This is a genomic window from Halopiger djelfimassiliensis (assembly GCF_000455365.1).
Lineage (GTDB): Archaea > Halobacteriota > Halobacteria > Halobacteriales > Natrialbaceae > Halopiger_B > Halopiger_B djelfimassiliensis.
This window is the reverse complement of record NZ_HG315684.1, coordinates 94,920-109,237: the sequence shown is the minus strand read 5'-3', so window position 1 is coordinate 109,237 and position 14,318 is coordinate 94,920. Positions and strand designations below refer to the sequence as shown.

Genomic DNA, 14,318 nt, shown 5'->3' with positions numbered 1-14,318 from the left:
CTTTTCCTTTTCCGAGGCCAGAAAACACGGCTTTAATACGTCTATCCGGTCGAAATCGGAAAATAGCGAAAGAAAACGGCTAAACCAAATCTTTTGCTCGAAATCACTCGAGATAGCCGAGTTCTCGCAACCGATCGCGCGTTTCCTCGTCGGTATCCGCCAAGACGTCCTGCTCATCACCGGTCGTCTCGCTCGGGTCGACCCACGCACCCCCGACCGCGTCCTCGAAGCGAGAGAGTGTCCGCTCGGCAGCGGCGACGACTTCGTCATCTGCTGGATCGATCGGCGTCTCTTTCGGTCGGTCCTCGTCGAGTCGATAGCCTTCGTCGGGAATCCGATCCGCACGGATGTACTTCGCGTCGAGCCCTCGGGCGGCTCGCAGCCGCGAGTAGGCGCGGTGGTCGTCGGGAAGATCAATACCGGCCTCGCTTGCTTTCTCCTCTAAGTGGTGTCGTTCGATGACCGGCTGGGCGTACTCGATGAACGCGTAGTCGTCTTCGGCTTCAGTCTCGCTTTCGGACTCAAGGACGGCCCGCTGACCGGGATCGGGCTCAAGGTCTCGGTCCGATTCCAAGACGTCGTCGAAGGAGCGATACTCGTCCGAAAGCAGCGATCGCGTCGGATCGAACGCAGTGACGCTGACAGCGTCCCTCGCCTCGAGGTCGACGACGGCGTCGGGATCGACGTCGAGCGCTTCGAGGACCGTGTGGTAGCAGTCGAGCAGTTCGACGAGATCGGCGCGTCGGTCGGCTTCGAGCTCGGAATGGTTGATCAGCAGCGGGACATTGACGAGTTCGTCGTAAAGTGCGAACTCATGGCCGTAGAGGTCGTGCTCGCCGTGAAGTTCCCCGTGGTCGGCGCAGACGACGATGGTCGTTTCCTCCCATCGATCGGTCTCTCGGAGCCACGTGAACAGGCGTCCGAGTTCAGCGTCCATGTGAGCTATCTCTGCGTCATAGAGCCTCCGGATCGCTTCCCACTCATCGTCGTCGATTTCTCGGGCACCGGAGTTGTACGTTTTCGAATTTTGACAGACCTCGTCGGGGTCGACGCCGGGAGCAAACGCCTCACGGTACTCCTCGGGCGGATAGTAGGGCAGGTGGGCATCCATCAGGTTAACGAACGCGAACCAGCCGTCGCCGCTGTCGTCGATGAAGGATTTCGTGCGGTCGATCACTGACGGCGTTTTCGAGTCCTCGCCTTCGCTGCTGGCGAGTTTGGCGTGGGCCACCGCCCCGAGACGCACAAGCTTCGACGCCAGATCGCGGAGGTAGTCGTTATCGTTGACGGTCTGCCATGCATTCGCCAGCGGCCCCGAGAGGACGTCGTCGGGAAGCGCCTTGAAGAACGAGTCCTGCCTGTCAAACCCCTCGGAGAGGCCGGTGTAGGGGGTGATCCAGGCGTTCGAGGAGTAACACGCCGTGTCGTATCCGGCGGCCGACAGCACCGATGCGAGGGTCGTCTCCCCCTCAAGGTACGGACTCCGCTGAACGGCCCCGTGCTGGCTCGGATACTGGCCAGTGAACAGTGAGGCGTGGACTGGCAGCGTCCAGGGAGCGGGAGCAATGGCCGATTCGAAAACGGTCGCTTCCGCAGCGAATTGCGAGAGTTCGGGCGTCGTCCCGCGGTCGTAGCCGTACGGACTCAACCGGTCCTTTCGAACCGTGTCTAGCACGACGAAGAGCACGTTCGACTGCTGGGTCTCGGCCATTACGGGTGACGAATAGAGCCGTCCCAATAAAACGCGTCGCTGCTTGCGCGCCGACGCGGTGCTTCATCTTCGCGCCGCAGTTCGAAGCCCCCTCACGACCGATCCGTGGCTCGGGAGTCGTTCACTACAGAAGGCGAACACGGCGCGACCGGTGCCTCGCCCTCGACCGCGATCCATCGACGAGGCTGGCGGCGTCGCGTTCCGTCCAACGGCTGTCAGCGACAATCTGACGTTGCAAGAGGTCTGATGATCCACATCTGCTATGGACGAGCGAAACAAGCGCGCTCTCCTGACGGGCGCTTTCGGAACGGTTGCCGTCTTCGCCGTCCTGTTTTTCGCCGTCGGCGCGCGCGACGTCCTCGCCGCCTTACGCTCGGCCACGCCGTTGCTGGTCGTCGCCACCTTCGTTCTCGCGCTGTGTTGGCTGGCCGCTTGGAGCTTGATGCTCCGGAGCGTCCTCGGCGCGTTCGGGGTCGAGGTTCCCGTCGGAAAGGTGTTTTTCGTTTATGCCGGCGCGGTTTTCGCCAATAACGTCACGCCCTTCGGACAGGCCGGCGGCGAACCCGTCGCCGCCCTGCTCATCTCGAACGTATCCGACGCGCGCTATGAGACCGGACTCGCCGGAATCGCGAGCGTCGATGTGCTCAACGTCGTTCCGTCGATTTCACTGATCCTCGTCGGGATCGGCTACTACGCAACTACTGCCACCGTCGGCGAACGCCTCGAGACCGCCGTCGGCTCCGCTATCGCGCTGATCGCGGCCATCGTTCTCGGGATGGCGCTCGTCTGGCGGTCCCGAGATGCCGTCGTCGACCGGCTTCCCGCCATCATCGCTCACCGTATCGAGCGATTCGGATTCGCGGGGTTCGACTCCGAAACGCTCGAGACTGATCTGACGGATCGAATGGAACGGTTCTTCGAGAACATCGAGCGCGTCGCGACGGATCGGTACCGCCTTGCGACGGTGGTCAGCCTCTCGCTGATAGGGTGGCTCTTTCAAGTAGCAGCGCTCGCGGCGGCCTTCACCGCAATCGGCTACAGCGTCCCGCTGTCCGTCCTCTTGTTCGTAATTCCGCTGGCCAATCTCGCCGGCGCAGCGCCGCTTCCGGGCGGGCTCGGCGGTATTGAGGCCGCGTTCGTCACGCTGCTCGTGCCGACGACCGGCGTCGCAGCGTCGGCGATCACCGCAGCCGTGCTTCTCTTCCGTGGAGCGATCTACTGGATGCCGGTCTTGATCGGCGGGGTCTCGGTCTCGACGTTCGGCGTCAGGGCGATTGAGTGACCGCTCGGACACCGACTTGAGCGCTCGACTGGAGGCGAAATCGAGCGGTTAATCTCCGTTCGGCCCGGAGGTTGGGTACCTCGCTCCCATGTATCGAGGCGGCCATATCGGATTCAACGCGCTGCTTTACGCCCCCCTCCTGCCGCTGGTGAGTCACCGCTGGTCGCTCGAGTTAGCGGTGTTCGGCGCGGGGCTCGCCGTCGGATTGGCAAACCTCCCGGACGTTGATCAACCGCTCCCACAGCTTCGCCACCGCGGACCGACACACACGGTCTGGTTCGCCGTCCTTGTCGGGCTGCTCGCCGGTCTCACGTCGGTACTCGTCCTCGGCTCGAGTCTCGCGTTTCGGTTCGGGTTCGTCATCGGGACCTGCAGCATCCTCGCCCACCTTGCGGGTGACATCGTGACGCCGATGGGGATCAGTCCCCTCGCGCCGCTTTCGCGACGACACGTCACCCTCGATTGGTTCAAGTCCAAAAACCACCGGATCAATCGCGCGCTGTTGGTTCTCGGATCAGGAACGTTGCTCGCATCGGCGATCTTGACGATCCGATAATCCCTGCGGATTCCGTGGCCGCGCTCGAAATCGCTTGTCGCGTGACCGTCGCGGATCGAAACGGCTCTCCTCATCGGATCGACGGGTCGTCGCCGGCTCGCCACGCGAGGACTCCGATCGAGACGAGCCAGAGCGCCGCCGTCGCGGCCGGTCCGTGGACGGGAAGACCGGGACCTGCACTCGCCTCAAGCGGGAACAGCCAGGCGATGCCCGCCGGCGACAGCGAATCGATAGCGAGGTGGGAACTGATCGCCAGCCCGACGGCGAGCGCAGCCGTTCGATCCCGAGAAATCGCGTACGCTCCGACGACGAGCAGCAGTGCGAAAAGCGGCGTGTGGGTAAGCCCACGGTGGACCAGCGGCCAGCCCCACGCCGCGGGAAACCAGAAGTCCGCGTCCGGAGCGATTCCAAAGACGATTCCGATCCGCGGATCGGCGTCGGTAAATCCGCGAACGAGCGCGTATCCAACGACAGCGTGCGTAAGGACCGCTCCCGTCAGAAACAGCACTCGTCCCGTCTCCATCACGATGGTTCTTCGGCTCACACCGCCACAGATCTTGTGACGGATATCGTATCTCAGGCACCAACACTTAGCTTCGACTCGTTGTAGCCGGTATCGATGGCGCTCCTGCAACTCGAGGCCGTTCCGCCCTGGCTCGAGGCGCTGTTCGCGTCGGACCTCGCGTTCGTCGTCCTGCTGGGAATTTGCATCCTCGAGGGAGCGATGATGCTGCGGTTCATGCCGAGCGAAGTGGTCGTTCCGGCAGCACTGGCGCTGATCGGCTCGTCGATTCCGACGCTGCTCACGATCGTCGCCGTCGCAGTGGTCGGAACGACGATCGGACAGCTCGTACTGTTCGTACTCGTTCGCCGCGCCGGCCGAGACTACGTGCTGCAAAAGCGGTGGTTTCCGATCACGGAATCACGGCTTGAGCGGTTCGACGGCTGGTTCAACCGGTGGGGCGGTATCGCCGTCAGCGTCAGCAATACGATGCTGTTCGTAAGAGGCGTGCTTACCGTCCCCGCTGGACTGTCCGAAATGGATCCGCGACGGTTCACCGCGTTATCGGCGATCGGATCGCTGTTCTTCCAGTCCCTCCTCGCCGCCCTCTACCTGATCAGCGGCCGTGTACCCGTCTTCTTCTGAACAGGTGACCTCGCGACGAGCGTGGAATCGTATGTGTGGGTAGCGAAGCGCGGCCGGTCGTTCGCTGCGCATTACTCGTCGCCGCGACGGTAGACCGGCAGTCGGAATCCGATGCCCGCGTCTCCAAGGTGCCACTTGATCTCGAGCCCGACCCAAACGAGTCCCGTGAGGAGGGCGACGCCGGCGACGGCAAACTCGAGACGCCCCATCCACACCGGGGTGGCGAAGAGAATGCCGTTGTGGATGCGGTTAGGGACGACCGCTTCGACGACGTCGCTCCCCACCGCAAGAACGTCGAACCCGTCGGCGGTAGCACCGTCGGTCGTTCGTGACTCGAGGTCCAGTTCCTGCGCACTGTGTCCCCCTGCGCTCTCGTCGCCCGTCTCGAGTCGCTCGGCCTCGTAGGGCAGCGTGGACGCGACCTGCCAGACGATCTCGCCGTCCGCGTCGAGTTCCATAACGCGGTTGCCGTGCGTGTCGGTGACGAGCGTGTTCCCGTTGGGAAGGCGATCGGCGTCGCGGGGCCACTGCAGTCTGTCGTCCGCCCACTCCCAACTTCGGGTCCACTCGCCGTCCTCGCGCTGGAACTCCTCGACGCGGCCGTTCTCGGAATCGGAGACGACGACCGCCGGGCCGCCCCGTGACTCGGGGACGTAATCCGGGTTGTGCTGTTCGTACATGACGTCGTAGTCGTCCTCGGTGCCGAGTGTCCACTCCTCGAGTAGTCCCTCGTCAGGGTCGATGAAAACCACCTGATCCTGATTCCGGAGGCTGACCATCACGTGTCCGTCGTGGGTGCCTTCCTCGATGTACTCGACATCGTTGATGTGGGCCCAGTCGTCCGGATACGGGCCGCCGCCCTCGACCGGGAAGTCACTCTGGGCGTCCCACAACCACTCGACGATTTCCGTCTCGGTATTCACGATGAATACCTGGTCGGCGACGATATCGGCGATCAGCACGTGCGATTCGTTGATTCGATCCGCGTCGTGCCACTCGCCGGCGTGTTCCTTGTAGTCGTAGCGGTCGTACAGCACCTCGACCTCGCCGGTCTCGAGATCGGCGCGCTCGAGAACGTTTCTCGCGCACGGCGGGTCGCTACACGTCGGTCCTTCGGAGTGAATCGTATCCGTCGCGGCGTACTCGACTGTCAGTGGATCGGCTTCGACGGGATCGACATCGAAGTACTTCGTTCGCGTGTTATTGTAGTACAGTACCTCGCCGTCGGGTGCGTACGCGGTGATCGTTCCCACGCGTCCCGATTCAGTGATGACCGTGTGATTGTCCGTTTCGGGTGCGTTCGGAAGCTCGTCCTCCGAGGCCGTCGACAGACTGTCCGACGCCGCGGCCGCGAGCGCGGCTGCCGACAGAAGGAGAACGGCGACGAACGCGATCCGAAGTCGGTTCCGGGAGATCCCCGCTTGGACTCGCGAGAGAAGCGACCGATCCGTCACGCTCTGGTCCCCCTCAAGTGTTGAACTGCCGACTGGAAGCCCATCGGGCGTTGTTTTCCGAGCAGGCTATTAGTGTCTTTTTCCACCACCAGCGCGACGCCGACCGGAAAGCGTATGCGGACGATGCCGAATCGGCGATACAACAGTGACCGGAACGGAACAGACGCCCGCCGACGCGGATCGTGCGCCTGCAACCACGACAGCGGCGTCCGACGGCCGTCCCGTGATCGAAGCGCGCCGTGACCGGTTGCGCGCGTACCTTCGCCACAACGGGGAGCGGATCTGCCGCGACGCGATCGTCTTGGGCAGTTGGGCGCTGGTGATGACGAGCTGGTTCCAGTGGACCGGACCTGGATTCTCGCGGTGGATGTACTACGCGGTTACGTTCGTCGGCATCGTCGGCTACGCACAACTGACGTCCCCGTGGACGCGACCGTACAGAAGCCCCGGCGATTCCAACTTCGAACGGTTCGAACGGGACGCCGATGAACGGCAGTCAGAGAAATCGGAGCAGCGGCACGAGTAACGTCACGAGCCAGAGAAGGACTCCGAGCCGAACGAAATCGTGATCGACGGGATCGACTCGAGCCGTGTGTGACGCACCGGCAGCGATAAATCCGAGTGCAATCGCCGTCGAGAAGCGGTGTACGAACGCGTTGACCGGAAGCCGCGTCACGCCGAGCAGCGTATAGTCGAGCAGAATCGCGATCGCGAACCCAACCGCACTGACGGCGAACGCCGTCTGCCGATCGAGTACCCGCGCGAAGGAGTACGCACACACCGGTAACCCAACGGCGAGGAGCGGATAGAACGCGACCGCGATGAGCCGCGGATCGACGCCGCCAAGTCGCGTCTCGACAGCGATCGCGCCGAAGCGAACGAAGAGGTAGAGTCCGATCAACGACGCCGGCAGCACGACTTTTTGCGGGGCTTGAGCGGCACACAGCGTCCGAACCAGGTCTCGGATCGAACGGCGTCGGGTGAGCACCGCTCCCGGAAGCAGGCCGAGGAGGACGAGGTGAAACGGCGGTTCGCCATCGAAATCGACGATCGTCACCCAGCCGTTCGCATCGGAGCCGCGATCGTTTCCGAGGTGAACGCGCGTGACGTTTCCCACGCCCCCGTGGCCCATGAATTCGCGTTCGACGTATCGCTGCGAGGTCTCGACGCTGTCGACCGTGTGGCTGAGTCGGAACCAGTCCCAGTGTTCGCTGTGGGCCTGTATCGCGGTCCACTCATCATCGTCTTCGGGTGCGTAGGCCCGAATGTGGTGTCGCGATCCGAGATACTCGCCATCATGTAGCTGGTAGCTCTCAGCAAGCCAGCGGCCGCCGTCCGAGTCGGTCGGTTCGTCGTCACTACTGTGGTCGATGTAGACGTATCGCGTCGAGCCGTCGGCGCGACTCCAGGCGGTCTCGGTGCCGACGAAACCGGGGGTCTCGTCGCTCACGTCCGCTTCTTCGGACGTCGGTGCGTCCCACTCGCCGCGACTGCGTTGCTCGAGGTACCGGCGGGTTTCGGACGGATCGCCGCCGACGAAGACGTTGATCGGTAATGTCCGCTCTTCGAACGCTGTTGCGCGGCTTGTGTACGGCCATAGCGACGAGTCGTCGTCGGTCGCGACGAGCGACTGTTGGGGGTCGCCCGAACCGTCGTCGAACGGGGCGGCGATGGCGGATCCCAGGGCGAGCGCGCCGAAGAGGACCACGACCGTCCCGAGCGCGATCAGCGTCTGTCGCTCAATAGTCGATCACCTCGAGGGAGTCGGTTTCGAGTGGACATGGTGAAAGGAAGTGGGAACGGCCGTTCGATGGAGTATGTAGGTCCCCGTCCGGGATCCCCATAGTATCTCCCGTCCACTGGTTTTGTGTTTAAGTCCTCAGGGCCGATATAGCACGATACATTCGGATATTTTCCGATACTTTCGAACACTCATCGAATGAAGGTGCATATATCCATCATAAAGCGCTATCTTTACCGGTAGAGTCTGGAACCGTATTCTCTGGCCTGTGAGAACGCCCGCTGCCATGTCGTTGGAGCAAGTAAAAATCGAACGCCGAGACCGGCCATGTTCGTCCAGAAGACGAGTGCAACCCAGAATCGGCGGGCGCGTTCGGAGTGGCGCGCGATTGGAATCGCAATGAACACGGCGAGGGTAAGCCCTATAGCCCCGCCACGACCGAGTGCCGAAAACAGGGAGTACTCTTCAACCGCGATGAGTACTGGTGTTAGTGTCCCAACTGCAAGGAGTCCCCGTCCGATGAGGGGGCGATCTATCTGTGATGGTCGATCAAGCTCGAGTAGCCGCTGGCTGAGCAACACGAGTTGCCAACTCCCGAACGAACCGAGTGCCGTTCCGAGTAAGATCACATCTCCAGCAGTGATATCTCCGACAATTAGATCAAAGAGACCGATACCGATCGCAAGTGCGAGTGCAACTGTTCCGTGGTCAGTGGGGATCCGCGCGAGGAGTATTTCGCCACCGATCAAGAAGGCGATTCCAATACCGACTCCGGCAACCACGTCTACAAGATAGTGGACGCCCAGTGCAACACGCGAGAAACAGACCGCTCCGACGAGAATTGCGGCTCCAAGCAACCGACGATGGCGGGTACTGATCGAGAGCCGATGTGCCAGACTGAAATACACAATCGTCGTCATCAACGCATGACCGCTCGGAAATCCGTAGCCACCAGCTGCTGCAGTAACGTCGTAAAGCGGCTGAACGATCCACGGTAGCGATTCGAGTTGGACTAATGGTTCGTCGGGTCGGGGCAACCTGAATACGTGTTTGAGCCCACTGATCAGGCCAAGTCCAGCTACAGTGAATCCGACGATCACAACTGCATCTTCGCGTTTCTCCGTCCCAAACCAGTAGACAACGCCAACGAGGATCGCGAGAAACCAGGTATCACCTAACTGGGTGATGAGTGCGATGAAAACTGCTGCCCACTCTGGTATCACCTCTTGGATGGGATCGAACTCACCGATTCCACGTGACATACCGTTAGTGACATCCGCTGGGCTGTAAACGGTACGGCTTCCAACGGAGACGACCAGTTCCCTACTGACTTCGCACGTTCCGCCTGAGTGATGTCGTGCTTTGCACATGGAGGGGGCTTGCACAGCAACCGCCTCGGCCTCAGCCGGATCTCGAGATTCCGCTGAACTCCGCTGTGTGTTCAATTACCAGTCGGTAACGAACCAGACCCCACTTGCCGTCGTTCTTTTCCAGCCGTCGGGTCGCCCGAGAGTCGGTTTCGGTGACCGGAGAACCGGCCGTGTATCGACTCCTGCCGCCGGTGAGACAACGTACTCCATGAGCGTTCTATATACTACAGTACAGAAAAACTACCTGTGGCGGACGATAGTCCGTATTCACTTCTCTCGGTAGGTCTCGTGACCCGTACTGTGGCGTTATACCGGCGTCTCGAGCACCGGATCGGTGTATTCAGAAAGTAGACATTCGGGTGCCGTCGATACATACTACTATATAGCCATCATAGTAGGGTACTTATCCGGCTGCTGGCGATCTTTCAGTGATGTCGAAAGACACGACTGGACCGTCGTTCGGGCTCGGACGGCGGGATTTTTTGGCCGGGACGGGCGTCGCCGCCGCGACCGGACTGGCCGGTTGCGTCGGCACGATCGCGGGCCGTGCAAGGGAGGTGAACGTCGCCGGGAGTTCGACGGTGTTTCCCATCACCGAGGTGATCGCGTCTGCGTTCTCGGAGGAACGGACCGACGTCACCGTCTCGATCAGCCAGACAGGGACCGGCGGTGGCTTCTCGAATTTCTTCTGTCCGGGGATGACGGACATCAACAACGCCAGCCGCGAGATCGCCGACGTCGAGCAAGAACAGTGTGGGGGTAACGGAATCGAACCGATCGAGTTTACGGTCGCGACGGACGCGCTGACGGTCGTGGTCAATCCCGACGCCGACTGGATCGACTGTGTCACCGTCGAGGAACTCCAGGAGCTCTGGCGCGACGGCGGTGCCGACCGGTGGAGTGACGTTCGCGACGAGTGGCCCGACGAACCGATCGAGTTCTTCGGTGCGGACACGACCTCGGGAACGTTCGACTACTTCTCCGAGGCGGTTCTCGGCGAGGACGGTAGCCACCGAACCGATTACCACGCCACCGAGCGCGACCGGACGATCGTCCAGGGGGTTCAGGGCAACGAGTACGCGATCGGCTACTTCGGGTTCGCCTACTACGACGAGAACCCGAACCAGATCAAGGCCCTCGGGATCGACGACGGCGACGGCTGCGTCGAGCCCTCGATCGAGACGGCCAAAGAAGGCGAGTACACGCCGCTTTCCCGTCCGCTTTTCATCTACGTCGCCCGGGAATCCCTCGAGCGGGCCGAGGTCCGGGATTTCGTTCGATTCTACCTCGAGCAAGCCGCGACCGATATCGTCAACGAGGTCGGGTACGTGCCGGTTACCGAGGACGTCCGTGACGAGAACCTCGAGAGACTCGAGACCGCGATCAGCGAGGTGACCGGGGAATGAGTGCGCCGGATCTCACCCACGACGGCGCGCGGTCGTTCCGCGGGGCCGCGTTCAAGGCCTTCTTCGCGCTGTGTGCCTTCCTCTCGGTTCTGACGACCCTCGCGATCATCGCGACGTTACTGTACGACGCCGTCGACTTCTTCGCGGTCGTCTCGCCCGTCGAGTTCTTCACGGGTACCCAGTGGACGCCCTCGAACGAGGTTTACGGCGTGTGGCCGCTGATCTCCGGCACGCTGATCATCACGATCGGCTCGGCGCTGATCGCGCTGCCGATCGGCCTCCTGACGGCGATCTACCTCTCGGAGTACGCAAGCGAGCGCCGGCGGGCCTACCTCAAACCCGCCCTCGAGGTGCTTGCGGGCGTGCCGACGGTCGTCTACGGCTACTTCGCACTGGTGTACATTACGCCCGCGCTCGACCGGATCTTCCCGATCGGGACGTTCAACGCCCTGTCGGCGTCGATCATGGTCGGGATCATGATCATCCCGATGGTCTCCTCGATCAGCGAGGACGCGATGAGCGCGGTGCCCGACTCGCTTCGACAGGCCAGTTACGGACTGGGTGCGACGAAGTTTACCGTCTCGACGTCGGTCGTCGTCCCGTCGGCGCTGTCGGGGATCCTCTCGTCGTACATTCTCGCGCTCTCGCGGGCGATCGGCGAGACGATGATCGTCGCGATCGCCGCCGGTCAGACCCCGAAGATGATGGATCTGACCGATCCCGGCGGGATGTTCCTCGAGTCCGTCCAGACGATGACGGCCGCGATGGTCCAGATCGGACAGAGCGACGTCGTCGGACAGTCGACGGAGTACAAGAGCCTCTTTGCGGTCGGATTGACGCTGTTCGTCCTTACGTTCGCCATGAACCTCTTTAGTGAATGGGTCTCCTCGCGCTACCGGGAGGTGTATCGCTGATGACCGCCGATACGGAACAGGCCGAGACGCCGGAGACGGCGTTCGGACAGGTCAGCCGGGTGAAAGACGTGGCGTTCCGGTGGTTGACCCTCGCCGCGGCGCTCGTCGGCATCCTCGCGCTGGCCGTGTTGCTGTTGAACGTCCTCGTCGACGCGCTCGCGCTGTTCGATCCCGCACACGGCCCCTGGATCGACTGGGGGTTCATCACGGGGCCGCCGAGTTTCAGCGATCCCTACGAGGCCGGGTTCTTCCCGGCGATCGTCGGCTCGATCGCGCTCATGCTCGTGATCGCGCTGATCACGTTTCCACTGGGCGTCGGCGCGGCGATCTATCTCGAGGAGTACGCGAGCGACGGCTATCTGACGCAGTTCGTCCAGCTTAACATCGCCAACCTCGCGGGCGTCCCGTCGGTCGTCTACGGGCTGCTCGGACTCGGCCTGTTCGTGAGCCTGCTGGATCTCGGCTTCGGGACGTTGCTCGTCGCCGGCTTCACCGTCTCCCTGCTTATCCTGCCGATCGTCATCATCTCGGCACAGGAGGCGATCCGATCGGTGCCCGACTCCCAGCGGCAGGCCAGCTACGGGATGGGCGCGACCAAGTGGCAGACGATCCGAAACGTCGTCCTGCCGCGGGCGATGCCGGGGATTCTGACCGGGACGATCCTCGCGCTCGGGCGGGCGATCGGCGAGACCGCGCCGCTGATCATGATCGGCGCACCGACCGCGGTGTTCGGGGTGCCGAACAGCCTGTTCAGCAAGATCAGCGCGATGCCGATGCAGATCTTCACGTGGGCCGATCGCCCCGAGATGGAGTTTCAGTACGGCGTCGTCGCGGCCGGCGTCGTGACGCTGCTGGTCATCCTGCTGTCGATCAACTCGATCGCGATCCTCATCCGGAACCGGTTCCAGCAACAACAGTGAGGCCGGTATGACGTTTTCAGGGCGCTCGAGCACGCCAGCGGCGGCTCGAGACTCGAGCGGGCGACGGCGGGGGCGGGCTGGAAACCCCCGATACCGTCACGGCCGGAACCGATTCCGGCGGTCGGTCGGCCCCGGCCGTGACTCGCGGTCCAGCGCAACGTCCCGGATCGGTCGCCGCCACGATGCGCTCCTCGCGGGAATCCCCCAGAGTCCCCGCCGCCGTTCTCGAGCGAGCCGACTCGCCGCAGGGACGACGCCGCGGGCGAGTACGACCCGAAAACGCATCTCGGACGCGTCGCTTTCCGCGTCGGAAGAACGGAATGTCGTGCGAGACGTTTATGTCTCGGGAGCGGATACGCTATCATGGCTTCAGACCTTTCCGGGTTGGAAGCCACGTCTCGGGTGTTGGCTCACCCGGGGCATTTCAGCGCATGCCCCCTGCGACGGTTCTGGAGACGGTAGCTTCCGGCCGAAACTATCATGCAGAGTGACTCATATTTACTGGGGAGGGGAAGAACGTATCCGACCTGCGGCCCGTACCCGCGTCGAACCCCGGTCGGTCGCCACCGCCGTGTCCTCGCCGTCCGGTCCCGCCGGCGACGTTGCGAGTGTCCGGCCAACCGTTATCCGCGCTTCCGGCGTGCTCGGCCGTAGGTGTTTCACCGATGGCCATCCACGGCGTCGTCTACCACGACGCGAACGACGTTTCGGTCGAGGAGATCGACGAACCCGAACTCGAGGCCCCCACGGACGCGATTCTGGAGGTGACGACGACGGCGATCTGTGGCTCCGACCTCCACATGTACGAGGGGCGGGCCGGTGCCGACGAGGGGATGGTGTTCGGACACGAGATCATGGGCGAGATCAGCGCGGTCGGCGACGGCGTCGAGAGCCTGCAGCCGGGCGACCGGGTCGTCCTGCCGTTTAACGTCGCCTGCGGGTTCTGTGAAAACTGCGAGGCCGGCGACTACGGCTACTGTCGAAACGTCGCGGAGAGCCCCGGCGGGGCCTACGGATACGTGAAGATGGGGCCGTATCAGGGCGGGCAGGCCGAGCAGGTCCGGGTCCCCTACGCCGATTTCAACGCGCTCGAACTGCCACCCGAGGGCCACGAGGAGAATTTCATCCTGCTTGCGGACGTGTTCCCGACCGGCTGGCACGGCACGGAACTCGCCGACCTCCAGCCCGGCGAATCCGTCGCGGTCTTCGGTGCCGGCCCCGTCGGCCTCATGGCAGCCTACAGCGCGAAACTCAAGGGCGCTGCGGAAATCTACGTCGTCGACCGCGTCGAAAGCCGCCTCGAGCTGGCGGAAACCCACTGCGACGCGATCCCGATCGATTTCGAGGAGACCGATCCCGTCGACGCGATCACGGACGCCCACGGCGGCGGGGTCGACAAGGGCGTCGACGCCGTCGGCTATCAGGCGATCGACGCCGACCGCGAGGGCGACCACCCCTACGACCACGAGCGCGAGAACCCCTCGATCGTGCTCAACCAGTTGATCCGAACGGTCCGGGCGGGCGGCAAGATCGGGATCGTCGGCCTGTACATCTCCGAGGAACCCGACCCACCCGCACACATCGACGAGCAGGGGACGCTGAACGTCGACCTCGGGACGGCCTTCGAAAAGGGGTTGCAGTTCGGGACCGGTCAGTGCCCCGTCAAGCGGTACAACCGCAAGCTCCGGGATATGATCCTCGCGGGGCGGGCCGAACCGAGCTTTCTGATCTCACATCGGGCCTCGCTCGAGGAGGCTCCCGAGATGTACGACCGGTTCGACGAACGCGAGGAAGGCGTCACGAAAGTGCTGCTCTCG

At 63.0% G+C, this 14,318-nt stretch carries 13 protein-coding genes; 8 read left to right on the top strand and 5 right to left on the bottom strand.

The window, feature by feature from the left end; all coding sequences use genetic code 11:
* Positions 1–103: 103 nt before the first annotated feature.
* The gene (locus tag TX80_RS00575) at positions 104–1,711 is read right to left on the bottom strand and encodes a sulfatase (protein WP_049920900.1); all 1,608 of its coding nucleotides are present in this window, start codon (positions 1,709–1,711) and stop codon (positions 104–106) included.
* Between the two features lie 262 nt (positions 1,712–1,973).
* Between TX80_RS00575 and TX80_RS00570 the strand changes: the two genes are divergently transcribed.
* Complete coding sequence (locus tag TX80_RS00570; RefSeq protein WP_049920899.1) at positions 1,974–2,993, top strand: lysylphosphatidylglycerol synthase transmembrane domain-containing protein; 1,020 nt, start codon at positions 1,974–1,976, stop codon at positions 2,991–2,993.
* Positions 2,994–3,081: 88 nt separating this feature from the next.
* Positions 3,082–3,549, top strand: a complete 468-nt coding sequence (locus tag TX80_RS00565; protein WP_049920898.1) for a metal-dependent hydrolase — start codon at positions 3,082–3,084, stop codon at positions 3,547–3,549.
* A gap of 70 nt (positions 3,550–3,619) precedes the next feature.
* On the opposite strand, the gene TX80_RS00560 is transcribed toward TX80_RS00565, so the two are convergent.
* Positions 3,620–4,072: a metal-dependent hydrolase gene (locus TX80_RS00560; RefSeq protein WP_049920897.1), complete on the bottom strand. Its 453-nt coding sequence runs from the start codon at positions 4,070–4,072 to the stop codon at positions 3,620–3,622.
* Positions 4,073–4,168: 96 nt separating this feature from the next.
* Between TX80_RS00560 and TX80_RS00555 the strand changes: the two genes are divergently transcribed.
* On the top strand, positions 4,169–4,696 hold the full coding sequence (locus TX80_RS00555) for a DedA family protein (protein ID WP_049920895.1): 528 nt from the start codon (positions 4,169–4,171) through the stop codon (positions 4,694–4,696).
* Between the two features lie 71 nt (positions 4,697–4,767).
* On the opposite strand, the gene TX80_RS00550 is transcribed toward TX80_RS00555, so the two are convergent.
* Complete coding sequence (locus TX80_RS00550) at positions 4,768–6,150, bottom strand: arylsulfotransferase family protein (protein WP_049920894.1); 1,383 nt, start codon at positions 6,148–6,150, stop codon at positions 4,768–4,770.
* A gap of 145 nt (positions 6,151–6,295) precedes the next feature.
* Between TX80_RS00550 and TX80_RS19215 the strand changes: the two genes are divergently transcribed.
* The gene (locus TX80_RS19215; protein WP_049920892.1) at positions 6,296–6,676 is read left to right on the top strand and encodes a hypothetical protein; all 381 of its coding nucleotides are present in this window, start codon (positions 6,296–6,298) and stop codon (positions 6,674–6,676) included.
* On the opposite strand, the gene TX80_RS00540 is transcribed toward TX80_RS19215, so the two are convergent.
* Together TX80_RS00540 and TX80_RS00535 are read right to left on the bottom strand one after the other, a co-directional pair.
* Entirely contained in the window at positions 6,647–7,858 is a 1,212-nt protein-coding gene (locus TX80_RS00540; protein ID WP_230198652.1) for a hypothetical protein, read from the bottom strand. The genes TX80_RS19215 and TX80_RS00540 overlap by 30 nt on opposite strands.
* A gap of 266 nt (positions 7,859–8,124) precedes the next feature.
* Positions 8,125–9,153 (bottom strand): phosphatase PAP2 family protein, encoded by a 1,029-nt coding sequence (locus TX80_RS00535; protein WP_049920889.1) that lies wholly within the window; start codon positions 9,151–9,153, stop codon positions 8,125–8,127.
* A 539-nt stretch (positions 9,154–9,692) separates the two neighbouring features.
* On the opposite strand from TX80_RS00535, the gene TX80_RS00530 reads away from it, so the two are divergent.
* The 4 genes from TX80_RS00530 to TX80_RS00515 all read left to right on the top strand — a co-directional run.
* On the top strand, positions 9,693–10,667 hold the full coding sequence (locus tag TX80_RS00530; protein ID WP_049920888.1) for a phosphate ABC transporter substrate-binding protein PstS family protein: 975 nt from the start codon (positions 9,693–9,695) through the stop codon (positions 10,665–10,667).
* Positions 10,664–11,581: a phosphate ABC transporter permease subunit PstC gene (gene pstC / locus TX80_RS00525; RefSeq protein WP_049920887.1), complete on the top strand. Its 918-nt coding sequence runs from the start codon at positions 10,664–10,666 to the stop codon at positions 11,579–11,581. The genes TX80_RS00530 and pstC overlap by 4 nt, the downstream gene beginning before the upstream one ends.
* The gene (gene pstA / locus TX80_RS00520) at positions 11,581–12,501 is read left to right on the top strand and encodes a phosphate ABC transporter permease PstA (protein WP_049920885.1); all 921 of its coding nucleotides are present in this window, start codon (positions 11,581–11,583) and stop codon (positions 12,499–12,501) included. The genes pstC and pstA overlap by 1 nt, the downstream gene beginning before the upstream one ends.
* 665 nt (positions 12,502–13,166) lie before the next feature.
* Positions 13,167–14,318, top strand: a 1,152-nt coding sequence (locus TX80_RS00515) for a glutathione-independent formaldehyde dehydrogenase (protein ID WP_049922127.1), incomplete at its 3' end; no start/stop codon positions are given.